We start from the raw sequence: 26,195 nt of genomic DNA on the forward strand, positions 1-26,195 counted from the left end.
GGTGCCCGGCCCTGCGCGTCAGCGGGGCGAGGCAGCCGGTTCGTCGGTCGTGCTGCGCTGCGCGGGCAGTGTCGCACGGGAGCGGCACTCGGGAGGTTCGATGCTGATCTTGGGCAGTCGGCGATCGAGCCAGCCGGGGATCCACCAGTTGGCGCCGCCGAGCATGTGCATGAGGGCGGGCACGAGCAGGGTGCGCAGGACGAAGGCGTCGAGGGCGACGGCGACGGCGAGGGCGATGCCGAACATGGCGATCAACCGGTCGCCGCTGAGGACGAAGGCGAGGAAGACGGAGATCATGATGACCGCCGCCGAGTTGATCACGCGGCTGGTCTCGGCGAGGCCGACCCGGACCGCCCGCCGGTTGTCACCGGTCTCCAACCACTCCTCGTACATCCGGCTGACCAGGAAGACCTGGTAGTCCATGGACAGCCCGAAGAGGACGGAGACCATGATCACCGGCAGGAAGGGTTCGATCGGGCCCGCACTGCCCAGGCCCAGCAGTTCGCTGCCCCAGCCCCACTGGAAGACCGCGACGACGACGCCGAAGGACGAGGCGACGGCGGCGACGTTCATGGCGGCCGCCTTGAGCGGGATGCCGATGGACCGGAAGGCGAGGAGGAGCAGGACGCAGCCGAGGGCGATGACGACGCCGACGAAGAGGGGCAGCTTCCCGATGATGACTCCGGCGAAGTCGTCGTAGCCCGCCGTCACGCCGCCGACGTGGACGTCCATGGTGTGGCCGCGCTCGGCGCGCGGGATGACGTCCTGGCGCAACCGGTCGACCAGGTCGCTGGTGTCCCGCGACTGCGGGGCGGAGGTCGGCACGACCGTCAGGACCGCGGTGTCCCCGCTCCGGTTGAAGACGGCCGGTCCCGCGGCCGCGACGCCGGGGGTGGTGCGCAGGGTCTCGCCGAGGCGGTCGAGGGCGACGCGGTCCGCCGGGCCGTCGAGCCGGGCGACGAGGCTGAGCGGGCCGTTCACGCCGGGGCCGAAGCCGTCGGCGAGCAGGTCGTAGGCCTGCCGGGTGGTGGAGGCGGCCGGGTTGTTGCCCTGGTCGGAGGTGCCGAGGTGGAGGGAGAGGGTGGGCAGCGCCAGGACGACCATGACCGCGGCGGCTAGCGCGCCGAGCAGTTTGGGCCGGCGTTCCACGAAGGCGGACCAGCGGGCGGCGAAGCCGGTGGGCGGCTCCGGCTGCGGGCCGTCGGCGGCGAGCTTGCGGCGCTCGCGGCGGGACAGGGCGCGCATGCCGATGTACGAGAGGAGCGCGGGCAGCAGCGTGACCGAGGCGGCGACCGTCAGGACGACGGTGAGCGAGGCGGCCAGGGCGACCCCGTTGAGGAAGTTCAGGCGCAGGACCAGCATGCCGAGCAGCGCGATGCAGACGGTGGCCCCGGCGAAGACGACGGCCCGGCCGGTGGTGGCGACGGCGGCGCGGGCGGCCTCGTCGACGGACAGGCCGCGCCGCAGGCCCTTGCGGTGCCGGGTGACGATGAAGAGCGCGTAGTCGATGCCGACGCCGAGCCCGACCAGGGTGCCCAGCATCGGGGCGAAGTCGGCGACCGGCATGGCGTGCCCGAGCAGGGTGATGCCGAAGTACGCGGTGCCGACGCTGACCAGGGCGGTCGCCAGGGGCAGCAGGCTGGCGGCGAGCGAGCCGAAGGCGAGGAAGAGGACGACTCCGGCGACGGCGACGCCCAGCACTTCGGCGAGGTGGGCCGAGGGGGCCTCGGTGAGGCCGATGGCCCGGCCGCCGAGCTCGACCTGGAGGCCGTCGCGTTCGGTGGCGGGGTTCTTCGCGGCGGCCAGGACCGCCTTGGCCTGTGCCTTGGGGACCGCGTCGGCCGGCCGGTCGAAGGTGACGACGGCGTAGGCGGTGCGCCCGTCCGCGCTGATGCGGGCCGCGCCTTCGGGGCCGTACGGGCCGACGACCGAGCCGACTCCGGGCAGTGCGGCGACCGCGTCGAGGGCCCGGCTCATGCGCTGTTGGACCTCGGGCGAGCGGGCGTTCTCGTGCTCCGGGGTCCGCCACACGATGGTGTCGGTGTCACCGCCCTGGCCGTGGAAGCCCTCGCGCAGCAGGGCGTGGGCCCTGCCGGACTCGGTGCCGGGGACTTCGTAGTCGTTGGAGAAGGCGGGTCCGGCGCTCGCGGCGGCCGCCGCGGTGGCGCCGAAGGCCAACAGCCAGAGCATGACGGCGACGAGGCGGTGCCGCATGCACCACCGTGCGATTGCTGCCAACGAACGTGCTCCCTGGTGGTTCGGATCCTTTGCCGGGGAACAGCCCGTCGGAAAGAACGCGTATGCCCGAGGTGGTCTACACCGTCACGATCTCAACGATTGGTGATCGTTGGCCCGCTTCGTGGGCATCGTCACAGGTTGTGGAGGGGGAACGGGACGGGACCGGGACCTCGTCCCCTCACCAAGGGCCCCGCGACCCCCTCACCAAGGACCCCGGACCGCCCGCCCGGTGGTCCCTACTCCCCCGCGCCCCCGTCCGCCCGGTACCCCGGGAGCGAGGGCCAACGCACGGTGAGGACGACGGCGTCCTCCTCCGCGTGCCAGGAGTGGTCCACTCCGCGTCCCCAGATCACGTAGTCCCCCTGTTCGGCGAGGACCACGGTCCGCCCGGGGAACTCCAGCCGGAACCGCCCGCTGATGAGGACCTGCAGCGCGGTGCGCTCCTCGCCCGTCACCCACTGGGCGCGCTCCTCGCCCTTCGGGTGGACGCCCCACTTGATCTCGACGTCCGCGCTGTGCCGGGGGTCGTCGGCGGCCTTGAAGTGGCCGAGGAGCCATCCGCGGTCGGCGGCGGCCTCGGGGCCCGCCCGGCCGGTGTGGACGAGCCCGTCCGAAGGTGCGGGGACGGGGCGGCGGGTGCGATCGGTCGCATCGGTCATGTGGGGAGGCTAATGCACTTGCGTTGATGGCATATTGCCTGCTGAGCTGCACGGATGACGATGGATCTTGAGGTAGTGAGGGCCCTGTTCGACGCCGAGGCCCGCCGCGGGGCGCGGTCGGACGGGGACCGTTCCCTGGTGGAGCACGACGGGGACGTCGTACGGCGCGTCTCGCGCGGCCCGGGCTGGAACGGGGTGCTCTGGTCGGATCTCGACGAGGACACCGCGGACGCGCGGATCGCGGCGCAGATCGCCTACTTCGAGAGCCGCGAGGTGCCGGAGTTCGAGTGGAAGATGTACGACTACGACGCCCCGGCGGACCTGGGCGCGCGCCTGCTGGCCGCTGGCTTCGTGCCGGAGCCGCCCGAGACGCTGATGGTGGCGCGGGTCGCGGACATCGCGCGCGAGGTGGCGACGCCCGAGGGGGTGACGCTGGTGAACGTGACGGACGTCGAGGGCGTCGACCTGATGATGGACGTCCACGCCCAGGCCTTCGGCGAGAACCGGCCGCGGATCCGGCACGCGCTGATCACGCAGGTGACCCAGGCCCCGGAGACGATCCTGGCCGTGGTCGCGATGGCGGACGGCCAGCCGGTCAGCTCCGCGCGGATGGAGATCACCCCGGGCGCTTCCTTCGCGGGCCTGTGGGGCGGCGGCACCGCGCCGCAGTGGCGGGGCAAGGGCATCTACCGCGCCCTGGTGGCCCACCGCGCGCTCGCGGCGGCCGAGCTGGGCATCCCCTACCTCCAGGTGGACGCGTCGAGCGAGAGCCGCCCGATCCTGGAGCGGCTGGGGTTCGGGGTGCTGGGGGTGACGGTGCCGTACGTCCGGGTCGGGACGTAGCGGCCCCGAGCGGTGGCGCGGCCGGGCCACCGCGGGTTCGGCCCCGCGCCCCTTCCTCCCGCCGGGCCGGGCGGGCAAGATCAGCGGCATGGATCGCATCGCACCCCCACTGACCGGCACCGAGCGCGAAACCCTGCGCGGCTTCCTCGACTTCCATCGCGCCACGCTCTTCATGAAGTGCGAGGGCCTCACCGACGAGGAGCTGCGCCTGCCGGCGTCGCCGCCCTCGACCCTCACCCTGCTCGGCCTCGTGCGGCACATGGCCGAGGTGGAGCGCCACTGGTTCCGGCGCGTGCTGGCGGGCGAGGACGTGGCGCACGTCTGGTCCGACAAGCACGACTTCCAGGAGGCGTACGACGCCTCCACCTCCACCCGCGCCGAGGCCTTCGCCGCGTGGGAGGCGGAGATCGCCTTCTCCCGCCGGTTCGAGGCCGAGGCCGACTCCCTCGACGTGACGGCCTACTTCGACAAGTGGGAGGCGGACGTCTCGCTGCGCCTGGTGATGCAGCACCTGATCCACGAGTACGCCCGGCACAGCGGCCACGCCGACCTCCTGCGCGAGGCCGTCGACGGCACCACCGGCGCCTGAGCACGGGGCGCCGGCCGGGCCACGGGTCCGACCCGCGGCCCGCGACCCGCGGCTCCGGCCCCGGTCCCGGCCTCCGCTAGGCGGCCCGCCAGTAGCCGAGGCCGTTGACCCGCTGCTTGGGCAGGGCCAGCTCCTTGCGCAGGTACGACGTCAGCGTCCGCGTGGTCGTCGTGTCGCACGCCAGCCACACGTAGGCGGAAGCCGGGTCGTCGATCAGCTCCGGCAGCTGCTCCTTGACCTTCTCCACCAGGGCCGATCCCCCGCGGGCGACCCGGCGCACCTCGTGGCGCGCCGCGTCCGCGCGGACCGGCAGGTCGGCGTCCGAGTCGTGCTGCGTCTCGAACCAGATGGTGGCCGGGGTCTGCGGGAAGGCGTCCAGCAGGGAGTTGATGGCGGGCAGCGAGGCGGCGTCGCCGATCACCAGCAGCCGCTCGGGCGCCGGGGCGGGCGCGGTGAAGCCGGTTCCGTGCACCGTGGCGTCGATGGTGTCACCGGGCTTCGCGTCGCGCGCCCAGCGGCTGGCGACCCCGTCGTGCAGGGCGAACTCGAGGGTGAAGGTGCCCGCGGCCGGGTCGGGGTCCACCAGGGTGTAGGCCCGCTGGTGCGGCTTGCCCTCGCTCTCGAACCACACGCGCACCCACATCGTCGGGTGCAGCGACTCCCCCGCGGCGGCGAGCAGGCCGCCGTCCGAGAGGTGGACGCGGCGGTAGTTCTCCGTGACCTGTTCCGCCCCCGTCACCGTGAACGTGAAGTCCTTGCCCCGCAGCAGCTTGAGGACCACGCCCTCCCAGCCTTTGGCAACGCCCATGTCCGCCCTTCCCCTGACTTCCCCTGGCACACGTTTTCGGCCTTATAGTTAGGCCAGCCTAACCTAATGCACTTGGGGAACAGTGTGAGCAGCGTTACCAATTCGGGCCCGGAGACCGCTCCGGAGGACGCCCCCGTCGACGACCACGCCCGCTATCGGGACGCATGGGGCGTTCCCCATCTGCGCGCCGCCGACGGCCTGCGCCTCTCCTACGCCCAGGGCCGGACCACCGCCCTGGACCGCGCCTGGCAGCTGGAGGTGGAGCGGCGCCGGTCGCAGGGTTCCACCGCCGCCTTCCTCGGCGCCGGCGAGGTCGCCTGGGACACCTTCGCCCGCCAGTGCCGGCTCGACGACACCGCCCGCCGTTGCTTCGAGGCGCTCGACGCCGACACCGCCGCGTGGGTACGGGCGTACGTCGACGGGGTCAACGACGGCATGGCCGCCGGCGCGGCCCGCGACGAGCGGTTCGCCCGCACCGGCCTGCTGCACACCCCCTGGGAGCCCTGGGTCCCGCTCGGGATCTGGCTCGCCACCCACGTCCTGTTCGCCGGGTTCCCCACCAAGCTCTGGCGCGCCCAGGTCGCCGCCGCCCTCGGCGACGAGGCCATCACCCTGTTCGCGACCGACGGCCCCGGCACCGCGGGCAGCAACGGCTGGCTCGTACCGGGCGAGCGCACCTCCACCGGCTCCGCGATCATCGCGGGCGATCCGCACCGCTTCATCGAGGACCCGGGGGTCTACCAGCAGATCCGCCTAGCCTGCCCCGAGTTCGACGTGGTCGGCCTGGCCGTCCCCGGGGTCCCGGGCCTGGCGCACTTCGGCCACACCGGCTCCGTCGCCTGGGCGATCACCAACGCCATGGCCGACTACCAGGACCTGTACGTCGAGCGGCTCACCCGGGTCACCGACGCCACGGGCGAGCGCGTCGAGGCCCTCGGCCCGGACGGCGCCACCGAGCCCGTCGCCCGCCACACCGAGACCATCACGGTCGCGGGCGCCGACGGCGCGGCCCCCACCGAGGTCGAGGTCGAGGTGCTGGAGACCGCCCGCGGCCCGGTCGTCATCGACACCCCCGACCAGAGCGTCAGCCTGCGCTACCCGGCCCGGGTCCGCGCGGACCTCGGCTTCGCCGCGCTCCCGGCCCTGCTGCGCGCGCGCACGGTCGCCGACATCGACCGCGCGGTCGACGGATGGGCCGAGCCCGTCAACGTCGTGCACGCCGCCGACACCGGGGGCGGCCTGCTGCACCGGGTCGCGGGCGCCGTACCGCTGCGCCACCCGGACAACCGGCTGCGCCCGGTGCCCGCCTGGGAAGCGGGGTACGAGTGGCAGGGCTGGGCCGAGACGCCCGTCGAGCCGGTGCAGGGCTTCGCGGTGATGGCCAACGCGCGCGGGATCGCCTCCCCGCTGGGCGTGGAGTTCGCGCCGCCGCACCGGGCCCACCGGATCCGGGAGCTGCTCAGCGGTTCGGACGACTGGTCCGCGCCGGACATGGCCGACGTGCACCGGGACGCCTTCCTCGGCTCCGCCGCCGCCGTCCTGGACCGGCTGCCCGCACCGGACGGCCTCTCCCCCGAGGCCGCGAAGCTGCGCGAGCGACTGCTCGGCTGGGACCGGCACATGGCGGCCGGGAGCACCGACGCCACCCTCTTCGCGGCGCTGCGCACGGCGCTCGTCCGCCGGATCGCCGCCGACCCCGCGCTCGCCGGGCTGGCCGCGGCGCCGACCAGCCCGTCGGTCTTCCACCCCTGGCTTTACCTCCTCCCCAAGGTCGGTTACGCCCTGGAGGGCCTGCTGACCACCGATCTGCTGCCCGCGCTCGACCGCGCCGCGCACCTGCGCGCCGCCCTGGAGGAGACGGCCGCGGCGGCCGCCCCCGACACGGCCTGGTCCGAGGTCCACCGGCTCGCGCCGTGGCAGGCCCTGCACGACCCCGAGGCCGTCTGGCCCGGGCTGGGCGGCGACCACGACTGCGTGAACGCCACCTCGTCCGTCCCCGGGGTCACCGACCTCAGCTCCCGCGCGTCGGCGGCCCGTTACGTCTGGGACCTGGCCCGGCGCGAGGACAGTCTCTGGGCCGTCCCGCTGGGCGCGGACGGGGTCACCGGCTCCGCGCACCACCTCGACCAGCTCCCGCTCTGGGCGCGGGGCGAACTCGTACCGGTCGTCACCGACTGGACCCTGCTCACCAAGGAATCGATATGACCTCCCCCGCGACCTCCCGCAGAGCGCCCGTCCACACCCAGCACGTGGAGGGCTTCGGCACGGTCACCATCACCCCGGTGGACCCGGCCGCCGACGCCGAGTTGATCCACCGCTGGGTCAGCGACGAGCGCGCCCGCTTCTGGGGCATGAACGGGGCGAGCGTCGAGCTGGTGGAGGAGATCTACGCGGACGTCGACCGGCGCGACACGCACCACGCCTTCATCGCGCGGCGCGAGGGCGTGCCGGTGGCGCTCTTCCAGACGTACGACTGCGAGGCCGACCGGGTCAGCGAGTGCTACGAGGTCCAGCCCGGGGACACCGGCGTGCACCTGCTGATCGGGCCCGCGGACGGCGCGGTCGAGCGCGGATTCAGCGCCGGGCTGCTGACCGCCTTCATGGGCTACGTCTTCTCCGACGGGCGCACGGTCCGCGTCGTCGCGGAGCCGGACGCGCGCAACGAGAAGGCGATCGCGCGCCTGGAGCGGACCGGCTTCGTCCTGGGTCCCGAGGTCGAACTCCCCGAGATCGACCTGCCCGAGGTGTACCTCCCGGCGAAGCCGGCCCGCCTCGCATTCCTCGCCGCCCCGCGCCGCCCGTAGCGGCGCAGGCGCGGGCAGGGGACGCGGCGGTCCCCGCGCCTGCGGTACGCCGACGGCCCCGCACCGGAGAACCGGTGCGGGGCCGTCGCGTGGAGCCCGTCGGACCTACTCGGAGACGCCCAGGCGCTCCAGGATCAGTTCCTTGACGCGCGCCGCGTCCGCCTGGCCGCGCGTGGTCTTCATGACCGCGCCGACCAGCGCGCCCACGGCCGCGACCTTGCCGCCGCGGATCTTGTCCGCGATGGCCGCGTTGCCCGCGATGGCCTCGTCGACGGCCGCGCCGAGCGCGCCGTCGTCCGAGACGACCTTGAGGCCGCGCTTCTCGACGACCTCGTCCGGGGTGCCCTCGCCGGCGAGGACGCCCTCGATGACCTGGCGGGCGAGCTTGTCGTTCAGCTCGCCGCCCGCGACGAGCGCCGCGACCCGGGCGACCTGCGCCGGGGTGATCGGCAGCTCGTCGACGACGACGCCCTGCTCGTTGGCGTTGCGGGCCAGCTCGCCCATCCACCACTTGCGCGCGGCGGCCGAGTCGGCGCCGGCCTCGATGGTGGCGACGATGGAGTCCACCGCGCCCGCGTTGAGGATCGACTGCATGTCGTGCTCGCTGACCCCCCACTCCTCGCGCAGCCGGTTGCGGCGCACGCGGGGCATCTCGGGGAGTCCGGCGCGCAGTTCCTCGACCCAGGTGCGGGCCGGGGCGACGGGGACGAGGTCGGGCTCCGGGAAGTACCGGTAGTCCTCGGCGTTGTCCTTGATGCGGCCGGAGGTGGTGGAGCCGTCCTCCTCGTGGAAGTGACGGGTCTCCTGGAGGATCGAGCCGCCCGACGAGAGCACCGCCGCGTGGCGCTGGATCTCGAAGCGGGCCGCGCGCTCGACGCTGCGCAGCGAGTTGACGTTCTTCGTCTCGCTGCGGGTGCCGAACTCGGACTCCGGGGTGGGACGCAGCGACAGGTTCACGTCGCAGCGCATCTGGCCCTTGTCCATGCGGGCCTCGGAGACGCCCAGCGCCTTGATGACCTCGCGCAGCTCGGCGACGTACGCCTTGGCGACCTCGGGGGCGCGCTCGCCCGCTCCCTCGATCGGCTTGGTGACGATCTCGATGAGCGGGATGCCCGCGCGGTTGTAGTCCAGCAGCGAGTGGGACGCGCCGTGGATGCGGCCGGTGGCACCGCCGACGTGCAGCGACTTGCCGGTGTCCTCTTCCATGTGGGCGCGCTCGATCTCCACGCGGAAGATCTCGCCGTCCTCCAGCTGCACGTCGAGGAAGCCGTTGAAGGCGATCGGCTCGTCGTACTGGGAGGTCTGGAAGTTCTTCGGCATGTCCGGATAGAAGTAGTTCTTCCGGGCGAAGCGGCACCACTCGGCGATCTCGCAGTTCAGCGCGAGACCGATCTTGATCGCCGACTCGATGCCGATCGCGTTGACGACCGGGAGCGCGCCGGGCAGGCCGAGGCAGGTGGGGCAGGTCTGCGAGTTGGGCTCGGCGCCCAGCTCGGTCGAACAACCGCAGAACATCTTGGTGCGGGTGCCCAGCTCGACGTGGACCTCGAGGCCCATGACGGGGTCGTACGACGCGAGGGCGTCCTCGTACGACAGGAGTTCGGTGACGGTCACGGTGAAACTTTCCCTCTCAGCCGAGCAGGACGTCGTCGTCGCCCAGGCGCTTCAGCTCGCGGTACAGGATCGCGAGGCCGGTGATGATGGCGGCGGCGGACACGACGGCGTCGACCAGCTTCAACGTGTCGTGCTCGGTGCGGGCCTTCTTGGCCTGCTTGACCACGCTCAGCGCGCCGAAGGCGGTCGTACCGATCGACAGGTACGTACCGGACTTGGACTTCTTGAAGCCTTTGGCCTTGGTCAGTGCACTCACAGGGACGGAGCCTCCTCCAGCAGCGGGTGACCCCAGCGCGCGACGAAGGCGGCCTCGACGGCCGCGCCGACCTTGTAGAGCCGGTCGTCCTTCATGGCGGGGGCGATGATCTGCAGACCGACCGGGAGACCGTCCTCCGGAGCCAGGCCGCAGGGGAGCGACATGGCGGAGTTGCCGGCCAGGTTGGTCGGGATGGTGCACAGGTCCGCGAGGTACATCGCCAGCGGGTCGTCGGTGCGCTCACCGATCGCGAAGGCGGTGGTGGGCGTGGTCGGGGAGACGATCACGTCGACCTGCTCGAAGGACTTCTCGAAGTCCTTCGTGATGAGCGTGCGGACCTTCTGGGCCGAACCGTAGTACGCGTCGTAGTAGCCGGAGCTGAGCGCGTACGTACCGAGGATGATGCGGCGCTTGACCTCGTCGCCGAAACCGGCCTCGCGGGTCAGGGCCGTGACGTCCTCGGCGGACTTGGTGCCGTCGTCGCCGACGCGCAGGCCGTAGCGCATGGCGTCGAAACGGGCCAGGTTCGAGGAGCACTCGGACGGCGCGATCAGGTAGTACGCGGCCATCGCGAGGTCGAAGGACGGGCAGTCCAGCTCGACGATCTCGGCGCCGAGCTCCTTGAGCAGCTCGACCGACTCGTTGAAGCGCTGGACGACGCCGGCCTGGTAGCCCTCGCCGGAGAACTGCTTGACCACGCCGACGCGCATGCCCGCGACGGAGCCGTTGCGGGCCGCCTCGACGACCGGCGGGACCGGGGCGTCGATGGAGGTGGAGTCCAGCGGGTCGTGACCGGCGATGACCTCGTGCAGGAGCGCCGCGTCCAGGACCGTACGGGCGCAGGGCCCGCCCTGGTCCAGGGACGAGGAGAACGCCACCATGCCGTAGCGGGAGACGCCGCCGTAGGTGGGCTTGACGCCGACGGTGCCGGTGACGGCGGCGGGCTGGCGGATGGAACCGCCGGTGTCCGTGCCGATGGCGAGCGGGGCCTCGAAGGCGGCCAGCGCGGCCGCGGAGCCGCCGCCGGAGCCGCCGGGGATGCGGGTGAGGTCCCACGGGTTGCCGGTGGGGCCGTAGGCGCTGTTCTCCGTCGACGACCCCATGGCGAACTCGTCCATGTTGGTCTTGCCGAGGATGACGACGTCGGCTTCCTTGAGCTTGCGCGTCAGGGTGGCGTCGTAGGGCGGGATCCAGCCCTCGAGGATCTTCGAACCGACGGTGGTCGGGACCCCGACGGTGGTGAAGATGTCCTTGAGCGCGAGCGGTACGCCGGCCAGCGGGCCGAGCGCCTCGCCCCGCTCCCGCTTCGCGTCGACGGCGCGCGCCTGGGCGAGGGCGCCCTCGCGGTCGACGTGCAGGAAGGCGTGGACCTTCTCGTCGACGGCGTCGATGCGGGCGAGGTGGGCCTCGGTGACCTGGACGGCCGTGAGCTCGCCGGAGGCGATCTTCTCGGCGGTCTGGGCGGCCGTGAGCTTGATGATGTTGATGTCCGTCATGGTGATTAGTCCTCCCCCAGGATCTGCGGCACCTTGAAACGCTGCTGCTCCTGAGCGGGGGCCCCGGAGAGCGCCTGCGCGGGGGTGAGCGACGGACGGACCTCGTCCGCGCGCATGACGTTCGTCAGCGGGAGCGGGTGGGAGGTCGGCGGGACGTCTTGGTCGGCGACCTCGGAAACGCGGGCGACCGCGCCGATGATGTCGTCGAGCTGTCCGGCGAAGTGGTCAAGCTCTTCGCTCTTGAGCTCCAGACGTGCCAGCCGAGCGAGGTGGGCGACCTCCTCGCGCGTGATGCCAGGCATGCAGCGATCCTCTGGGGTGGTGTATCGGGTTTCTGGTTTCGGCCCCAATCCTATGGGGCGGGGGCCCCGACCCACGAAACGGTTACTTCCCGGGGGGGGGGGGCAGCCGCGTCCACCCCCGTCGGCGATTGAGGCGCCGCCGGGGGGACGACCACCCCAAAGACGCCCTCAAACGCCGGGCAGGCTGAATAGCCCAGCCACCTCCAGCCCCGCCGGCGTTTGAGGCGCCGCCGGAGGCATGCACAGCTCGAAGACGCCCTCGAACGCCGGGCGGGCCGGGTTGGCCCGGCCGGAGGTGCGCCCGGCTAGGGGGTCGGGGCCTCCGGGAGGGCGGCGGCCGCGGCGGCCAGTTCCGCGGTGATGTCGGCCGGGCGGCGCCAGCCCCGCTCGCCCCGCGCCAGGAGCCACGCGGTCGCCTCGGCGGGCGGCATCGCGGCCGCCACCAGCCACCCCTGCACCGCATCGCAGCCCAGGTCCCGCAGCCGCTCCCACGTCTCGTCGTCCTCGACGCCCTCGGCCACGACCAGCAGCCCGAGCGAGTGCGCGAGGTCGACCGTGCACCGCACGATCTCCGCGTCCTGCGCGTCCACCGCCAGCCGCGCCACGAAGGACCGGTCGATCTTCAGCTCGCTGACCGGCAGCCGCCGCAGGTGGACCAGGGACGAGTACCCCGTCCCGAAGTCGTCGAGCGACATCTTCACGCCGTGCCCGGTCAGCCCCGCCATGGTGTCGGCGGCCCGCTGCGGGTCCTCCAACAGGACGTGCTCCGTTATCTCCAGCTGGAGACCGCTCGCGGGCACCCCGTGCCGGGCGAGGCGCGCGGCCACCGCCCCCGCGAAGCCGGGCGTGTGGACGTCGCGCGGCGAGACGTTGACCGCGACCGGCACCTTGAGGCCCTGGGCCCGCCACCGGGCCACCTGGGCCAGCGCGGTCTCCAGCACGTACTCGGTCAGGTGCGGCATCAGGCCGGAGGTCTCGGCGATCGCGATGAACTCGTCCGGGGGGACCCGCCCGCGCTCGGGATGCACCCAGCGCACGAGCGCCTCCAGCCCGGCGACCTGTCCGTCGAAGCGGACCTTGGGCTGGTAGTGGAGCTCCACCTCGCCCGCGTCCAGGGCGCGCCGCAGGTCGCCGAGGAGGCCGAGCCGGTCGGGCGTGTTGCTGTCCCGCTTGGACTCGTAGACCTCGACCCCGGTGCGGTCCCGCTTGGCCTGGTACATCGCGACGTCGGCCCGCCGCAGCAGCCCCTCGGCGTCGAGGGCGTGGTCGGGGAAGACGGCGAGTCCCGCGCTGGCCTCCAGGACGAGGGTGAGCCCGTCGAGGTCGAGCGGCGAGCTGAGTTCGGCGACGAGGTGGCGGGCCACCCGCTGGGCGCTGGTGGTGGAGTCGGCGACGGGCAGCAGGACGGCGAACTCGTCGCCGCCGAGCCGGGCCACCTCGGCGTCCTCGGGCAGGGCCTGGCGGAGCCGGTCGGCGATCTGCAGGAGCAGCCGGTCGCCCGCGAGGTGGCCGAGGGTGTCGTTGACGGCGCGGAAGCGGTCGAGGTCGATGAGGACCAGCGCGGAGCGGGTGCCGATACGTTCAGCCTCGTCCAGGGCCCGCCAGGCGCGCTCCAGCAGCCACTGCCGGTTGGGCAGTCCGGTGAGCGGGTCGCGCAGCTGCTCCTCGGCGCGCGCCCGGGCGATCCACAGGGTGGAGTCGAGGGCGATCAGCGGCACGGCGAACAGCGGCAGCAGGACGGGCAGGGTGATGGCGACCACGCAGATCAGCGGGGCGATGCCGAGGAGGGCGGCGGCGACTAACGCCTGCCGGATGAGCGCGGTGCGGGCGACCGTGGGCAGCCCGCCGCCGCGCGGGGTCAGCGCGAGCCACAGCAGCACCCGGGTGACCAGCAGGTAGGCGAGGGCGACGAGGATGATCTCGGGGATCGCCCCGGGTCCCCAACCGGTGGGCTGCCAGGGCACCTCGACGCTGGGTGCCTGGCCGAAGAGGCCGAGTACGAGCGCCCCCGCGCCGATGCCGAGGATGTCCGCGGAGCCGTGCAGCAGGCCTTGGCGCCAGCGGTGGCGGCGGGCGGCGCCGACGAGGGAGACGACGGCGAGCGAGACGAGTCCGGCCGGGATCCAGCCGTAGAGGATGAGCACGCCGAGGGTGAGGGCGGCGCCGGAGCCGGTGCCGCCCCACCAGCGGTCGCGGCCGAGCGCGACGAGGTGGCCGACGATGATGCCGGTGAGCAGGGCGAGTCCCCAGCCGGCGGCGCCGCCGGGGAAGAGGGGGTGACGGTCGCTCAGCGCGCGGGCGATGCCGACGACGAGGACCACGAGGGAGAGGCCGACGACGGCGAAGGGGACGGCGACGCGCCACCCCTGGACGCGCGCGCCCTGGCCGCCGCCGGAGCCCGTCGGGACCCCGGTGTCGAGCGGGTGGGTCTCGGGGGTCCGGGCGCCCAGGACCCCGAACCGCGCGGCCGGGGCGGGACGCTCGGTCGCGGCCGGACGTCCGGGACGCTCGGCGCGCGGCGTCCGACCCGCCCGGGGCACGCGTCCGGCGCGGCGCGCGTGTTCGGCGCGGCTCCCCCGTCCGGTGGCACGGTCGGCCCGATCCGCCCGCAGCGACGGCACCTCCCCGCCCGTCCCGCCGAAATCCGGTGGCGGGTCGGCGCTTTCGATGGGTTTCATGCCCGTCCCTCTCACAGCCGGCGATGCCGTTGCCTCGTGATGGCCCCGATGTCATGCCATCACGGCTGGATTCGCGTCCCACAACCGTGCACGACGGGCGCACCCCTCAACAGTAGGACGGGAGAGGCTCCCAAGTGCAGCGGTCGGCGGCGGTTGCCCGAATACGACCCAGCCATCCTCATCAGTACGGTATCCGCCGAACGGGTGAGGCCGGACCAGGACTTCCGGGTCACCCTTGCGATGATCCGACAGGTCAACGCCCTGCGGCTAGGCCGGTACCGGCCGTTCGCGACCGCCGTGTGCGCCCCGCGTGCGCCCGCCCGTACGGACGCACGCCACGCATCAGTTCGCTTCGACCGCCCGGGCGCCCCGTCACCGCTCGACCCGCGCTCCTTCGTTACTCCGATTCGGCGGCGTCGTCCGGGGCCGCGGCGGGCTCCTCCAGCGGCAGGGCGGCCTCTCGCGCCGCGTCGGGGCCCTGTTCCAGCAGGACCGCGAAGCCCGCGTCGTCCAGGATCGAGAGCTTCAACTGGACGGCCTTGTCGTACTTGGAGCCCGGGTTGTCGCCGACGACGACGAAGGAGGTCTTCTTGGAGACGGATCCGGTCACCTTGGCGCCGCGGCTCTGCAGGGCGTCCTTGGCGCCGTCGCGCGTGTGGCTCGCCAGCGTGCCGGTGACGACGACGGTCAGTCCCTCCAGCGGGCGCGGGCCGTCCTCCTGCGCCGAGGCCTCGTCCTCCATCCGGACCCCGGCGGCCCGCCACTTGGTGAGGATCTCCTGGTGCCAGTCGACCGCGAACCACTCCTTGAGGGCGGTGGCGATGATGGGGCCGACCCCTTCGGTGGCGCCCAGTTCCTCCTCCGTCGCCGCCTCGATGCGCTCGATGGAGCGGAACTCGCGGGCCAGCGCGGCCGCCGCGACCGGTCCGACGTGCCGGATCGAGAGGCCGTTGATGAAGCGGGCCAGCGGCCGGTCCTTGGCCGCCGCCACGTTCTCCAGCAGGGCCAGGGCGTTCTTCTTCGGCTCGCCCTTCTGGTTGGCGAAGACCGTGACGACCTTGGCCTCGCCGGTCTTCGGGTCGCGCTTGGGCAGCCCGCTGTCCGCGTCGAGGACGTACGCCTTGATGGGGAGCAGCGCTTCGATGGTGAGGTCGAAGAGGTCGCCCTCGTCCAGCAGCGGGGCGACGGCGGGCTCCAGCGGTCTGGTGAGCGCGGCGGCGGCCACCTTGCCGAAGTTCTCGATGTCCAGGCATTCGCGGCCGACGAGGTAGAAGAGCCGCTCGCGCAACTGGGCGGGGCAGGTCTGCGCGTTGGGACACCGCAGGTCGATGTCGCCTTCCTTCATCGGGCGCAGCGGGGTGCCGCACTCGGGGCAGTCGGCGGGCATCACGAACGGGCGCTCGCTGCCGTCGCGCAGGTCGACCACCGGGCCGAGGATCTCGGGGATGACGTCGCCGGCCTTGCGCAGGACCACGGTGTCGCCGATGAGGACGCCCTTGGCCTTGACCACCTGCTGGTTGTGCAGGGTGGCGAACTCGACCTCGGACCCGGCCACCGTCACCGGCTCGACCTGCGCGTACGGGGTGACGCGGCCGGTGCGGCCGACGCCGACCTTGATGTCGATCAGCTTGCTGTTGACCTCTTCGGGCGCGTACTTCCAGGCGATCGCCCAGCGCGGGGCGCGCGCGGTGGAGCCGAGGCGGCCCTGGAGGGGGATCTCGTCGAGCTTGACGACGACGCCGTCGATCTCGTGCGCCACCGAGTGCCGGTTCTCGCCGAAGTGGGCGATGAAGGCGCGGACTTCGGCGAGGGAGGCGACCACCTTGTTGTGCTCGGCGGTGGGCAGGCCCCACTCGTGGAGCAGTTCGTAGGCGTGCGAGAGGCGGTCGATCTCGAAGCCCTCGCGGGCGCCGATGCCGTGGACCACCATGTGCAGCGGGCGGGTCGCGGTGACCTTGGGGTCCTTCTGGCGCAGCGAACCGGCGGCCGCGTTGCGCGGGTTGGCGAAGGGCTTGTCGCCCGCCTCGACCAGGCGGGCGTTGAGCTCCTCGAACTTCTCCATCGGGAAGTAGACCTCGCCGCGGATCTCGACGAGCGCCGGGATGCGGTCCCCGGCCAGCCGGTCGGGGATCTCGGCGATGGTGCGGACGTTGGGCGTGATGTCCTCGCCGGTGCGGCCGTCGCCGCGGGTGGCGGCCCGGGTCAGCCGACCGTTCTCGTAGGTGAGGTTGACGGCGAGGCCGTCGACCTTCAGCTCGCACAGGTAGTGGTAGTCGCTGGTGTTGACGTCCCGGGCCACCCGCTCGGCCCAGGCCGCCAACTCCTCGTCGTCGAAGGCGTTGTCGAGGGAGAGCAGCCGCTCGCGGTGCTCGACGGAGGCGAAGTCGGTGACGTAGGCCCCCGCCACCTTCTGGGTGGGCGAGTCGGGGGTGCGCAGCTGCGGGTACTGCTCCTCCAGCGCCTCCAGCGAGCGCAGCAGGGTGTCGAACTCGGCGTCGGTGACGACCGGCTGGTCGTTCACGTAGTACCGGAAGCGGTGCTCCTCGATCTGCTCGGCGAGCAGGGCGTGCTGCTCCAGCACCGCCGCCGGCGCGTCCGCTCCGGCGACCGCGTCCGCCGCCGTGCCGTCACCGTGCTGCTGTTCGGCTGCCATGCCGTGTCCTCCCGTGGGCCCGTCTCTACGTCACTCAGGGTTGTCGGCGAGCGACCTCGCCGCCTTGACGCAGTGGGCCATCGCCGCGCGGGCATATGCGGGCGAAGCGCCCGCCAGACCACACGACGGGGTGACCACGACGGACTCCGCGAGGGTCCCCGGGGACAGTCCCAGCCTGCGCCAAAGCTTCCTGACACCCATGACGCTACCGCCCGGGTCCGACAACGGGCCGTCGGTGCCCGCCACCACTCCGGCGAAGAGTTTCATGCCGCCCTCGACGGCCTCGCCGAGGGTGTCGTCCTCGCGCTCGGTGAGCAGGGAGAAATCGAACGAGACGCCCGCGACCCCGGCCCGCCGCAGCAGCGCGAAGGGCACGTCCGGCGCGCAGGAGTGCACGATGGTCTCGCCCTCGTGCACGGCGAACAGGTCCCGCAGCGCCCCCTCCACGACCTGCCGGTCCACGGCCCGGTAGGTGCGGTACTCGCTGGCGGTACGGACCTGCCCGCGCAGCACCGCGGTCAGCGAGGGCTCGTCGACCTGGAGCACGATCTCGGCGCCCGGGATCCGCTTGCGGACGTCGGCCAGGTGCTCCCGCAGCCCTTCCGCCAGCGAACCGGCCAGGTCCCGGCAGGCGCCCGGGTCGCGCAGGACGGCCTCGCCGCCGTGCAGTTCCAGGGCGGCGGCGAGCGTCCACGGCCCGACCGCCTGGACCTTGAGCTTGCCGCGGTAGCCCTGGGTGAACTCCTCCAGGGCGTCGAGGTCCTCGCCGAGCCAGGACCGGGCCCGCTTGGTGTCCCGGCCGGGCCGGTCGCTGAGGCGCCAACCGCTGGGCTCGACGTGCGCGTACATGTCGACGAGCAGGCCGAGGGAGCGCCCGATCATGTCGGCGCCGGGCCCGCGGGCGGGCAGCTCGGCGAGGTAGGGGAAGTCCTCGAAGGATCCGGTGACGGTCTTGGCGGCCTCGCGGGCGTCGCCGCCGGGCAGCGAGCCGACCCCGGTGGCGCCGGTCACGGGTGCGCTCATCGTCCGGGCCGCACGGAGAGGTCGTTGACCTCCGCGTCGCGGGGCAGGTCGAGGGCCATCAGCATGGTCGTGGCCACGGACTCGGGGTCGATCCAGTCGGCCGCGTCGTAGCTCTCGCCCTCCTGGGAGCGGACCTTGGCCTGCATGGGGGTGGCGGTGCGGCCGGGGTAGACGGAGGTGACGCGGATGCCGTTCGGCTTCTCCTCGGCGCGCAGCGAGTCGGCCAGCGCCCGCAGTCCGTGCTTGGAGGCGGCGTACGCGCCCCACTCGGCGTGCGCGGTGAGCCCGGCGCCGGAGTTCACGAAGAGGACCTGCCCGCGGGAGGCGCGCAGCGAGGGCAGCATGAGGCGGGTCAGTTCGGCGGGGGCGATGAGGTTGAGGTTGAGCTGCTGGTGCCAGGTCTTGGGCCGCAGCTCGGCGACCGGGCCGAGGTCGACGACCCCGGCGACGTGCAGCAGCGAGTCCAGCCGGTCGGGCAGCGGCTGGTGCGAGAAGGCCCAGGAGATCCGGTCGGGGTCCGCGAGGTCGGCGACGAGCGCGCGGGAGCCGGGGAAGAGGGCGGTCAGCTCCTTGCCGCGGGCGGCGTCCCGGGCGATGAGGATGAGGTCGTCGCCGCGCGCGTGCAGGCGGCGCGCGACGGCCGCGCCGATGCCGGATCCGGCGCCGGTGATGAGGTGAGTAGCCATACCGCCCATGCTCGCACCCCGCCCGGGCCGTCCGGGCCGCCCGGGCCGTCCCTCAGAGCCCGGCGGCCTCGCGCAGTGCCGCGGCGGTCTTCGTGGCGTCGTACCCGGGCGCGACGCCGTCCAGGAGGACGACCTCGCCCGGGACGTGGCGGGTGCGCAGCGGGAGGATCTCCTGGTAGGCGGGCGAGGCGTACCAGGCGCGGGCCCGGTCGAGGTCCGGGAAGGAGATGAGGACCACGGTCCCGGGGAAGGGCCCCTCCAGGACCTCGGGGGTGGTGCCGTGGACGAGGAACGCGCCCCCGAAGGGGTCCATGGTGGCCTGGATCTCCTCGATGTAGCGCAGGACGTCGTCGTTCATCGTGTCGGGGCGTATGTGGGCGATGGCGTAGGCGGTCACGGCGGCCTCTTCCTCCGGGCGGATCCCTCGGCGGGACCGGCTGTTGGTCCGATCCTGCCCCGGTGGGCGGCCCCCGTCGATTACCCCGCGGGTCATGCCGCCGATGCGGGGCGGAAGGTGCGCCGGTAGGCGATCGGTGACACCCCGAGGGCGGTCCGCATGTGCTGGCGCAGGGAGCCCGCCGAACCGAACCCGGCCCGGTGGGCCACCAGGTCCACGGGGAGGTCGCTGGATTCGAGCAACTGGCGTGCCAGCTCCAGGCGTTGGGCGGTCAGCCATTGCACCGGGGTGACCCCGACCTCGTCGCGGAAGCGCCGGGTGAAGGTGCGCAGGCTCATCCGGGCGTGCGCGGCGAGCTCGGCGAGCGAGAGCGGGGTGTCGAGCCGCTCCAGGGCCCAGGCGCGGGTGGCGGTGGTGGTCGCGACGGTGGCCTCGGGCACCGGGCGGTCGATGTACTGGGCCTGGCCGCCGTCCCGCCAGGGCGGGACCACGCAGAAGCGGGCGGCCCGGTTGGCGACGGCGCTGCCGTGGTCGCGGCGGACGAGGTGCAGGCAGAGGTCCATTCCGGCGGCCACGCCCGCGGAGGTGAGGACGTCGCCGTCGTCGACGAAGAGGACGTTCGGGTCGAGGTCGACCCGGGGGAAGGCCCGGCGGAACTTCTCCGCGTCGTGCCAGTGCGTGGTCGCGGGCCGCCCGTCGAGCAGCCCGGCGGCGGCCAGGACGTGCGAGCCGGTGCAGATCGACACGAGCCGGGTGCCGGGCCGGATCACGGCCAGCGCGGCGAGCAGGGCGGGCGGCAGCGGCGCGCCCTCCAGCAGGTCGTCCATGGCGTGCGTGGGCGGGATGACGACGGTGTCCGCCGTCGCCAGCGCCTCGGGTCCGGCCGTGACGCCCACGGTGAATCCGGCGTCGCTGGTCACCGGCTGCCCGTCGGCCGTGCAGACGACCGTCTCGTACAGCACCCGCCCGTCCTCGTCGCGGGCGTTTCCGAGGACGCGCGAGGGCATGCCCAGCTCGAAGGGGGCGACGCCTTCGAGGGCGAGTACGACGACACGGTGCATGGCCAGATCCTGTCACATGGTGGCCAAACGGCCAACACCACGGGCGCCGCCCGGGCCGGAAGCTGGTGACACCTTCCGGAATCCCGGGAGCGAGCAGGTCCGAAGCAGATCCGAGGAGACATTCATGCACGCCGTCGTCGTCAGCCAGTGGGGCGGACCCGAGGTCCTCACCGAAACCGTGATCGACCGCCCCGAGCCGGGCCCGACCGAGGTCCTGGTGCGCGTCCACGCGGCCGGGGTGAACCCGGTCGACTGGAAGACCCGCGCCTCCGGCGCCCTCATCGAGTGGGGCGCGGTCCCGGTACCGGGCTGGGACGTCTCGGGCACCGTCGAGGCCGTCGGGATGGGCGTGACCCTCTTCGCGCCCGGCGACGAGGTCTTCGGCATGCCGCACTTCCCGAAGCAGGCGGGTGCCTACGCCGAGTACGTCACCGCGCCCTCCCGGCACTTCGTGCGCAAGCCGGCCGCCCTGGACCACGTGGCCGCGGCGGCGCTGCCGCTGGCCGCGCTGACCGCCTGGCAGGCCCTGGTGGACACCGCGGACGTCCGGCCGGGCCAGCGGGTGCTGGTGCACGCCGCGGCGGGCGGGGTGGGCCACTTCGCGGTCCAGATCGCCAAGGCGCGCGGCGCGTACGTCATCGGCACCGCGAGCGCGGCCAAGCACGACCTGCTGCGCGAGCTGGGCGCCGACGAGCTGATCGACTACCGCAGCGCCGACTTCGCGCAGGAGGTGCGGGACGTCGACGTCGTGCTCGACACCATCGGCGGCGACTACGGGCGGCGCTCGCTGGAGGTCCTGCGGCCCGGCGGGCACCTGGTCACCATCGCGGGCGCCGAGGGCTTCGACGCGGAGGCGGCCGGGGTGCGCCTGAGCGTGCTCCTGGTGGAGCCGGACCGGCAGGGCCTGCTCGCCCTGGCCGCGCTGGCCGAGGAGGGCGCCCTGCGCCCCCTGGTCGACACCGTGCTCCCGCTGGCGCAGGCCGCGAAGGCCCACGAGCTCGGCGAGCTCGGCCGGACCACCGGCAAGATCGTCCTGACGGTGGCCGACCCCGCCTGAGCGGCGGCGGGGACCCCTCCGGGGCGTTCGACCCCGGAGGGCGAGGAGGAGACGCGTCAGGCGGAGACCGCCGGGGCGGCCTTCGCGGTCGTCGCGATGGTGGCGGAGCCGACGACGCGGGTGCCGTCGTAGAGCACGATGGCCTGGCCCGGGGCCACGCCGCGGACCGGCTCGGTGAAGGAGACGTGCAGTTCGCCGTCGACCACCTCGGCGAAGACCTCGGTCTCGCCGCCGTGGGCGCGCAGCTGCGCGGTGTAGGTGCCGGGGGCCGCGGGGGTGGAGCCGCACCAGCGGGGCCGGATCGCGGTGAGGGCGCTGACGTCCAGGGCCTCGACGGGACCGACGGTGACGGTGTTGTTCACCGGGGAGATGTCGAGGACGTAGCGCGGCTTGCCGTCGGCGGCCGGGTGGCCGATGCGCAGTCCCTTGCGCTGGCCGATGGTGAAGCCGAAGGCGCCCTCGTGGGTGCCGACCTTCGCGCCGGACTCGTCCACGATGTCGCCCTCGGCCTTGCCGAGGCGCCCGGCGAGGAAGCCCTGGGTGTCGCCGTCGGCGATGAAGCAGATGTCGTGGCTGTCGGGCTTCTTGGCGACGGCCAGGCCGCGCGCCTCGGCCTCGGCCCGGATCTCCTCCTTGGTGGTGAGGGTGTCACCGAGCGGGAAGAGGGCGTGGGCGAGCTGCTTCTCGTCCAGGACGCCGAGCACGTACGACTGGTCCTTGGCCATGTCGGAGGCACGGTGCAGCTCGCGGCTGCCGTCCTCCTTGAGCACGACCGTGGCGTAGTGGCCGGTGCAGACGGCGTCGAAGCCGAGGGCCAGGGCCTTGTCGAGCAGCGCGGCGAACTTGATCTTCTCGTTGCAGCGCAGGCAGGGGTTCGGGGTGCGCCCGGCCTCGTACTCGGCGATGAAGTCCTCGACGACGTCCTCGCGGAAGCGGTCGGCCAGGTCCCACACGTAGAAGGGGATGCCGATGACGTCCGCCGCGCGGCGGGCGTCGCGGGAGTCCTCGATCGTGCAACAGCCGCGGGCGCCGGTGCGGAAGGACTGCGGGTTCGCGGAGAGCGCGAGGTGGACACCGGTCACCTCGTGCCCGGCTTCGGCCGCGCGGGCGGCGGCGACGGCGGAGTCCACGCCACCGGACATGGCGGCCAGGACGCGAAGGGGGCGGGTGCTCGGCAGGTTCTCAGTCATAGCACCGTCCAGGGTACGGGGAACCGCGCGGGGTCACGGCGCGTTATCGGGTGCGGGGGGTGGTTCGGATGGGTTCCAGGGGGCGCCGGGCTTTTTTGATCGGGGGGCTCGGGGTGGTCGCGGCCGGTGCGGTGGCGGGCCGGGACAGCATCGCGCGGGGCTGGTGGCTGCTGCCGGGGGTGCGCAAGCCGCGCCAGGAGGGTGCGCTGGATCACGCGGGCGCGAGCTGGTCGGCGGCCTCCCCGGCGAACTGGCGGCTGGCCGACCGGCCGGACGACTACCGCGTCGACCGGATCGTGATCCATGTGACCCAGGGCGACTTCGCCTCGTCGGTGGAGGCCTTCCAGAATCCGTGGCACAAGGCGTCCGCGCACTACATAGTCCGCCAGGACGGGCACGTGGAGCAGATGGTCCGCGAGCTCGACGTCGCCTTCCACGCGGGCAACCGCTCCATGAACGAGCGCAGCATCGGCATCGAGCACGAGGGCTTCGTCACGCGCCCGCAGGACTTCACGGACGCGCTGTACGCCGCCTCCGCGCGGCTGGCCGCCGACATCTGCCGCCGGTACGGGATACCCGCCGACCGCAAGCACCTGCTCGGGCACTCCGAGGTGCCCGGCGCCGACCACACGGACCCCGGGCAGCACTGGGACTGGGACCGCTACCTGCGCCTGGTGGGCGAGCTGCTGCGCTGAGCGGACCGCCCCGCGTCCGCCTCAGCTGAGACCGGCGGTGCGGGCGCGCTCCACCGCCGGGCCGATGGCGGCGGCCACGGCGGCGACGTCCTCCTTGGTGGAGGTGTGCCCGAGGGAGAAGCGCAGGGTGCCGCGGGCCAGGTCCGGGTCCGTGCCGGTGGCCAGCAGCACGTGGCTCGGCTGGGCGACGCCCGCGGTGCAGGCGGAGCCGGTGGAGCACTCGATGCCCTGGGCGTCCAGGAGGAGGAGCAGGGAATCGCCTTCGCATCCGGGGAAGCTGAAGTGGGCGTTGGCCGGGAGGCGGTCGTCCGGGTCGCCACCGAGGATCGCGTCCGGCACGGCGGCGCGGACGGCGGCGACCAGCTCGTCGCGCAGGGCGCCGACCTCGCGGGCGAAGACCTCGCGGCGTTCGGTGGCCAGTACGGCGGCCACGGCGAAGGCGGCGATGGCGGGCACGTCGAGGGTCCCGGAGCGGACGTGCCGTTCCTGGCCGCCGCCGTGCAGGACGGGTACGGGGCTCTGGTCGCGGCCGAGGAGCAGCGCGCCGATGCCGTAGGGGCCGCCGATCTTGTGGCCGCTCACCGCCATGGCGGCGAGGCCGCTGTCGGCGAAGCCGACGTCGAGCTGGCCGATGGCCTGGACGGCGTCGGAGTGCAGCGGGACGCCGAACTCGCGGGCGGTGCGGGCGAGTTCGTGGACCGGCATGACGGTGCCGATCTCGTTGTTGGCCCACATGACGGTGGCGAGGGCGATGTCGTCCGGGTTGCGGGCGATGGCCTCGCGGAAGGCCTCGGGGTGGACGCGGCCGTGGCCGTCGACCGGGAGGTACTCGACGCGGGCGCCCTCGTGCTCGCCGAGCCAGTGCACGGCGTCGAGGACGGCGTGGTGCTCCACGGGGCTGGCGAGGATCCGGGTGCGGGCCGGGTCGGCGTCGCGGCGGGCCCAGTACAGGCCCTTGACGGCGAGGTTGTCGGCCTCGGTGCCGCCGGCGGTGAAGACCACCTCGCTCGGACGCGCGCCGAGTGCCTCGGCGAAGGCTTCGCGGGCCTCCTCGACGGTACGGCGGGCCCGGCGGCCGGCGGCGTGCAGGGAGGATGCGTTGCCCGTCGCGGCGAACTGCGCGGTCATCGCCGTAGCGGCCTCCGGCAGCATCGGCGTGGTGGCGGCGTGGTCGAGGTAGGCCATGATTCCCCGATTCTACGAGTCCCCGGGGCGGGGCCGAACCGGGCATCCAGCCAGCGGACGGGGGTCCTGGCCGGACGGGGTGTCGGGGCCCGTGGATGGGTGCCGGTCGGCTCGGCCTCCGGCGGGTCCTCAAACGCCGGACGGGCTGGAAGAGGTCGGGTGCCGGAGCGCCGGCCCGGCCTCCGGCGGGTCCTCAAGCGTCGGGCGGGCTGGAAGGGGGCGGGTGCCGGAGGGGCGGGCGGGGTGGAGGGGTCAGGGGGTGGGGCGGGGGGCTCGGGCCAGTTGGCGGGACTGGGCCACCAGGTGGTTCGTGGAGTCCCAGACCTCCGCGTCCTCCTCCAGCATGCCGCCGGCCAGGTTGCGCGTGGTGATCGAGACCCGCAGCGGACCCGGCGCGGGTCGGCGGCGGACGTGGGTGGTGAGTTCCAGGGTCGGGGTCCAGCCGATGAGGCCCAGGTCGAAGGAGGTCGGCGGGAGCGCGTCGACGACGAGCAGCAGGGACAGCGCGTCCGCGTCGCGCCCGTCGGCGAGCTCGAACCAGGCCCGCATCTCGCCCTTGCCGGACGGCGCGCCCACCGCCCAGCCCGCCGTGGCCGGATCCAGTCGCAACCGGAGGCGGTCGACGATGGCCGAGCTGCCGGGGATCGGGGCCGGGCCCGCCTCGGCGCCCAGGCAGTCGGCGTAGGGCGGCATCACCGGCGGCGTGGCCGTCGTACGGACGTCGTCGGGCAGCGCGGCGAGGTCGCCGTAGGACGCGAGGACGCGGATCCGCTCGACCTCGGCGCCGTTCTCGTCGTACTGGAACAGCGAGGCCTGGCCCGTGGACATCGCGCGCCCCGCCCGGACCACCTGGGTGCGGATCACGGCGGGGCCGGGAACCGACGAGGTCAGGTAGTGGGCGGACACCGTGAAGGGGTCCGGGTGCGGCAGGGCCGCCGACAGGGCCCGGCCGACCAGGGCGAGCAGGTACCCGCCGTTGACGGCGGTGATGATCGTCCATCCGCCGGAGAGTTCCGCGTCGTACACACCGGGCTCGTCCGCGCGCTCGGTGACGGCGGTGTCGCGGTCGAATTCGCTGTCGCCGATGGCGGCCAGGGCTGCTGCTTGAGACATGGGACGAGGTTACCTCCAGTAGCTACTAAGCGGTAGCTTTTCCCGTCCGGGCGATTACGGCTCCTCCGGGACCGAGGAGCGCCGGTTCCAGGCCAGCGGCGCCCGCCAGTGGTAGCGCATCGCCAGCAGCCGCAGGACGAAGGTGGTCACGATCGCGACGCCACTGGTCACGGCGTTGAGCATGCCGAAGGCGATGAACACGGCCACCATCGCGGCGCCGATGATCGCGGGCACGGCGTACATCTCGCGGTCGCGCAGCAGCGACGGCACCTCGTTGACCAGGACGTCGCGCAGCACGCCCCCGCCGACGGCCGTGGCCAGGCCCAGCGCGGCCGAGGCGGTCAGCCCGAGGCCGTACTCGTACGCCTTCGTCGTGCCCGTCACGCAGAAGAGCCCGAGGCCCGCCGCGTCGAAGACGTTGATGGCCCGGTTGATCCGCTGCACCTCGGGGTGCAGGAAGAACACCAGGGCGGCGGCGACCAGCGGGGTGACGAAGAAGCTCAGCTCGCCGAAGGCAGCCGGGGGAACGGCGCCGATCACCAGGTCGCGCAGGAGTCCGCCGCCGAGGGCGGTGACGAGGGCGAGGACGGCGATGCCGAAGACGTCGAAGTTCTTGCGGACCGCGAGCAGCGCGCCCGCGGTGGCGAAGACGAAGATGCCCGCGAGGTCCAGGGCATGCTGGACGCCGGGCGGGAAGAGATCGTGGGGCACCGGGACATTGTGCCGGGCGCCTGGCGGCGGGCCGCGCCATCGTGCGTGCGCGGGTCACTGCCGGGGCTCCGCCCCGGACCCCGCTCCTCAAACGCCGGAGGGGCTGAAAACGCACGCCCGGCGGGCTGGACTGCGGG

General features: G+C 73.4%; 23 protein-coding genes. 6 read left to right on the plus strand and 17 right to left on the minus strand.

Going from position 1 to position 26,195, the window contains the following annotated elements; genetic code table 11:
* Positions 1-18 precede the first annotated feature (18 nt).
* Both ACFWAR_RS21815 and ACFWAR_RS21820 read right to left on the minus strand, forming a co-directional pair.
* Positions 19-2,238: an MMPL family transporter gene (locus tag ACFWAR_RS21815; RefSeq protein WP_385779540.1), complete on the minus strand. Its 2,220-nt coding sequence runs from the start codon at positions 2,236-2,238 to the stop codon at positions 19-21.
* 236 nt (positions 2,239-2,474) lie between these two features.
* On the minus strand, positions 2,475-2,897 hold the full coding sequence (locus ACFWAR_RS21820; RefSeq protein WP_385779542.1) for a signal peptidase I: 423 nt from the start codon (positions 2,895-2,897) through the stop codon (positions 2,475-2,477).
* Between the two features lie 60 nt (positions 2,898-2,957).
* On the opposite strand from ACFWAR_RS21820, the gene ACFWAR_RS21825 reads away from it, so the two are divergent.
* Positions 2,958-3,740 carry a GNAT family N-acetyltransferase gene (locus tag ACFWAR_RS21825; protein WP_385779544.1) on the plus strand — a complete coding sequence of 261 codons (783 nt, stop codon included), beginning with the start codon at positions 2,958-2,960 and terminating at the stop codon, positions 3,738-3,740.
* 88 nt (positions 3,741-3,828) lie between these two features.
* Positions 3,829-4,329: a DinB family protein gene (locus tag ACFWAR_RS21830; protein ID WP_385779546.1), complete on the plus strand. Its 501-nt coding sequence runs from the start codon at positions 3,829-3,831 to the stop codon at positions 4,327-4,329.
* A 76-nt stretch (positions 4,330-4,405) separates the two neighbouring features.
* On the opposite strand, the gene ACFWAR_RS21835 is transcribed toward ACFWAR_RS21830, so the two are convergent.
* Positions 4,406-5,137, minus strand: coding sequence for a siderophore-interacting protein (locus tag ACFWAR_RS21835; protein ID WP_385779548.1), 732 nt, complete (start codon positions 5,135-5,137; stop codon positions 4,406-4,408).
* Positions 5,138-5,221: 84 nt separating this feature from the next.
* Between ACFWAR_RS21835 and ACFWAR_RS21840 the strand changes: the two genes are divergently transcribed.
* Positions 5,222-7,342: a penicillin acylase family protein gene (locus tag ACFWAR_RS21840; RefSeq protein ID WP_385779550.1), complete on the plus strand. Its 2,121-nt coding sequence runs from the start codon at positions 5,222-5,224 to the stop codon at positions 7,340-7,342.
* Positions 7,339-7,941, plus strand: a complete 603-nt coding sequence (locus ACFWAR_RS21845) for a GNAT family N-acetyltransferase (RefSeq protein ID WP_385779552.1) — start codon at positions 7,339-7,341, stop codon at positions 7,939-7,941. The genes ACFWAR_RS21840 and ACFWAR_RS21845 overlap by 4 nt, the downstream gene beginning before the upstream one ends.
* A 105-nt stretch (positions 7,942-8,046) precedes the next feature.
* Here ACFWAR_RS21845 and gatB read toward each other — a convergent pair whose 3' ends face one another.
* The 10 genes from gatB to ACFWAR_RS21895 form a co-directional block, all read right to left on the minus strand.
* Positions 8,047-9,498, minus strand: coding sequence for an Asp-tRNA(Asn)/Glu-tRNA(Gln) amidotransferase subunit GatB (gatB, locus tag ACFWAR_RS21850; protein ID WP_385779616.1), 1,452 nt, complete (start codon positions 9,496-9,498; stop codon positions 8,047-8,049).
* A 73-nt stretch (positions 9,499-9,571) separates the two neighbouring features.
* Positions 9,572-9,811, minus strand: coding sequence for a hypothetical protein (locus ACFWAR_RS21855; protein ID WP_330332777.1), 240 nt, complete (start codon positions 9,809-9,811; stop codon positions 9,572-9,574).
* Positions 9,808-11,313, minus strand: coding sequence for an Asp-tRNA(Asn)/Glu-tRNA(Gln) amidotransferase subunit GatA (gatA, locus tag ACFWAR_RS21860; protein ID WP_385779618.1), 1,506 nt, complete (start codon positions 11,311-11,313; stop codon positions 9,808-9,810). Before gatA ends, ACFWAR_RS21855 begins: the two co-directional genes overlap by 4 nt.
* Complete coding sequence (gatC, locus tag ACFWAR_RS21865) at positions 11,313-11,609, minus strand: Asp-tRNA(Asn)/Glu-tRNA(Gln) amidotransferase subunit GatC (protein ID WP_073772988.1); 297 nt, start codon at positions 11,607-11,609, stop codon at positions 11,313-11,315. Before gatC ends, gatA begins: the two co-directional genes overlap by 1 nt.
* Before the next feature lie 305 nt (positions 11,610-11,914).
* Complete coding sequence (locus tag ACFWAR_RS21870) at positions 11,915-14,287, minus strand: putative bifunctional diguanylate cyclase/phosphodiesterase (RefSeq protein WP_385779555.1); 2,373 nt, start codon at positions 14,285-14,287, stop codon at positions 11,915-11,917.
* Positions 14,288-14,684: 397 nt separating this feature from the next.
* Positions 14,685-16,940 carry an NAD-dependent DNA ligase LigA gene (gene ligA, locus ACFWAR_RS21875; RefSeq protein ID WP_385779557.1) on the minus strand — a complete coding sequence of 752 codons (2,256 nt, stop codon included), beginning with the start codon at positions 16,938-16,940 and terminating at the stop codon, positions 14,685-14,687.
* 30 nt (positions 16,941-16,970) lie between these two features.
* A complete protein-coding gene (locus tag ACFWAR_RS21880; RefSeq protein ID WP_385779559.1) occupies positions 16,971-17,963 on the minus strand; it encodes a methionine synthase in 993 nt (330 codons plus the stop codon).
* A complete protein-coding gene (locus ACFWAR_RS21885) occupies positions 17,960-18,649 on the minus strand; it encodes an SDR family oxidoreductase (protein WP_385779561.1) in 690 nt (229 codons plus the stop codon). Before ACFWAR_RS21885 ends, ACFWAR_RS21880 begins: the two co-directional genes overlap by 4 nt.
* A gap of 52 nt (positions 18,650-18,701) precedes the next feature.
* Positions 18,702-19,046, minus strand: coding sequence for a DUF1330 domain-containing protein (locus ACFWAR_RS21890; protein ID WP_385779563.1), 345 nt, complete (start codon positions 19,044-19,046; stop codon positions 18,702-18,704).
* Between the two features lie 92 nt (positions 19,047-19,138).
* Complete coding sequence (locus ACFWAR_RS21895) at positions 19,139-20,107, minus strand: GlxA family transcriptional regulator (RefSeq protein WP_385779565.1); 969 nt, start codon at positions 20,105-20,107, stop codon at positions 19,139-19,141.
* A 124-nt stretch (positions 20,108-20,231) separates the two neighbouring features.
* Between ACFWAR_RS21895 and ACFWAR_RS21900 the strand changes: the two genes are divergently transcribed.
* Positions 20,232-21,164 carry an NADP-dependent oxidoreductase gene (locus ACFWAR_RS21900; protein ID WP_385779567.1) on the plus strand — a complete coding sequence of 311 codons (933 nt, stop codon included), beginning with the start codon at positions 20,232-20,234 and terminating at the stop codon, positions 21,162-21,164.
* Positions 21,165-21,220: 56 nt separating this feature from the next.
* Here the strand turns inward: ACFWAR_RS21900 and mnmA are convergent, their stop codons facing one another.
* Positions 21,221-22,354: a tRNA 2-thiouridine(34) synthase MnmA gene (gene mnmA / locus ACFWAR_RS21905; RefSeq protein WP_385779569.1), complete on the minus strand. Its 1,134-nt coding sequence runs from the start codon at positions 22,352-22,354 to the stop codon at positions 21,221-21,223.
* A 68-nt stretch (positions 22,355-22,422) separates the two neighbouring features.
* On the opposite strand from mnmA, the gene ACFWAR_RS21910 reads away from it, so the two are divergent.
* Positions 22,423-23,049, plus strand: coding sequence for an N-acetylmuramoyl-L-alanine amidase (locus tag ACFWAR_RS21910; protein WP_385779571.1), 627 nt, complete (start codon positions 22,423-22,425; stop codon positions 23,047-23,049).
* A gap of 21 nt (positions 23,050-23,070) precedes the next feature.
* On the opposite strand, the gene ACFWAR_RS21915 is transcribed toward ACFWAR_RS21910, so the two are convergent.
* The 3 genes from ACFWAR_RS21915 to ACFWAR_RS21925 all read right to left on the minus strand — a co-directional run bounded on the left by ACFWAR_RS21915 (position 23,071) and on the right by ACFWAR_RS21925 (position 26,058).
* Positions 23,071-24,234, minus strand: coding sequence for a cysteine desulfurase family protein (locus ACFWAR_RS21915; RefSeq protein WP_385779573.1), 1,164 nt, complete (start codon positions 24,232-24,234; stop codon positions 23,071-23,073).
* A 252-nt stretch (positions 24,235-24,486) separates the two neighbouring features.
* Positions 24,487-25,347, minus strand: a complete 861-nt coding sequence (locus ACFWAR_RS21920; protein ID WP_385779575.1) for a thioesterase family protein — start codon at positions 25,345-25,347, stop codon at positions 24,487-24,489.
* Positions 25,348-25,401: 54 nt separating this feature from the next.
* Positions 25,402-26,058: a trimeric intracellular cation channel family protein gene (locus tag ACFWAR_RS21925; protein WP_385779577.1), complete on the minus strand. Its 657-nt coding sequence runs from the start codon at positions 26,056-26,058 to the stop codon at positions 25,402-25,404.
* Positions 26,059-26,195 lie beyond the last annotated feature (137 nt).

The organism is Streptomyces sp. NPDC059917, from assembly GCF_042730635.1.
GTDB lineage: Bacteria > Actinomycetota > Actinomycetes > Streptomycetales > Streptomycetaceae > Streptomyces.

What these genes read in the sequence shown, in the direction of transcription:
- gatC (WP_073772988.1), bottom strand. Translation starts at nt 11,609, where the DNA reads ATGCCTGGCATCACGCGCGAGGAGGTCGCCCACCTCGCTCGGCTGGCA.
- ACFWAR_RS21845 (WP_385779552.1), top strand. Translation starts at nt 7,339, where the DNA reads ATGACCTCCCCCGCGACCTCCCGCAGAGCGCCCGTCCACACCCAGCAC.
- ACFWAR_RS21825 (WP_385779544.1), top strand. Translation starts at nt 2,958, where the DNA reads ATGGATCTTGAGGTAGTGAGGGCCCTGTTCGACGCCGAGGCCCGCCGC.
- ACFWAR_RS21915 (WP_385779573.1), bottom strand. Translation starts at nt 24,234, where the DNA reads ATGGCCTACCTCGACCACGCCGCCACCACGCCGATGCTGCCGGAGGCC.
- gatB (WP_385779616.1), bottom strand. Translation starts at nt 9,498, where the DNA reads ATGGGCCTCGAGGTCCACGTCGAGCTGGGCACCCGCACCAAGATGTTC.
- ACFWAR_RS21880 (WP_385779559.1), bottom strand. Translation starts at nt 17,963, where the DNA reads ATGAGCGCACCCGTGACCGGCGCCACCGGGGTCGGCTCGCTGCCCGGC.
- ACFWAR_RS21900 (WP_385779567.1), top strand. Translation starts at nt 20,232, where the DNA reads ATGCACGCCGTCGTCGTCAGCCAGTGGGGCGGACCCGAGGTCCTCACC.
- ACFWAR_RS21820 (WP_385779542.1), bottom strand. Translation starts at nt 2,897, where the DNA reads ATGACCGATGCGACCGATCGCACCCGCCGCCCCGTCCCCGCACCTTCG.
- ACFWAR_RS21920 (WP_385779575.1), bottom strand. Translation starts at nt 25,347, where the DNA reads ATGTCTCAAGCAGCAGCCCTGGCCGCCATCGGCGACAGCGAATTCGAC.
- ligA (WP_385779557.1), bottom strand. Translation starts at nt 16,940, where the DNA reads ATGGCAGCCGAACAGCAGCACGGTGACGGCACGGCGGCGGACGCGGTC.
- ACFWAR_RS21895 (WP_385779565.1), bottom strand. Translation starts at nt 20,107, where the DNA reads ATGCACCGTGTCGTCGTACTCGCCCTCGAAGGCGTCGCCCCCTTCGAG.
- ACFWAR_RS21835 (WP_385779548.1), bottom strand. Translation starts at nt 5,137, where the DNA reads ATGGGCGTTGCCAAAGGCTGGGAGGGCGTGGTCCTCAAGCTGCTGCGG.
- ACFWAR_RS21870 (WP_385779555.1), bottom strand. Translation starts at nt 14,287, where the DNA reads ATGAAACCCATCGAAAGCGCCGACCCGCCACCGGATTTCGGCGGGACG.
- ACFWAR_RS21830 (WP_385779546.1), top strand. Translation starts at nt 3,829, where the DNA reads ATGGATCGCATCGCACCCCCACTGACCGGCACCGAGCGCGAAACCCTG.
- ACFWAR_RS21885 (WP_385779561.1), bottom strand. Translation starts at nt 18,649, where the DNA reads ATGGCTACTCACCTCATCACCGGCGCCGGATCCGGCATCGGCGCGGCC.
- mnmA (WP_385779569.1), bottom strand. Translation starts at nt 22,354, where the DNA reads ATGACTGAGAACCTGCCGAGCACCCGCCCCCTTCGCGTCCTGGCCGCC.
- ACFWAR_RS21910 (WP_385779571.1), top strand. Translation starts at nt 22,423, where the DNA reads ATGGGTTCCAGGGGGCGCCGGGCTTTTTTGATCGGGGGGCTCGGGGTG.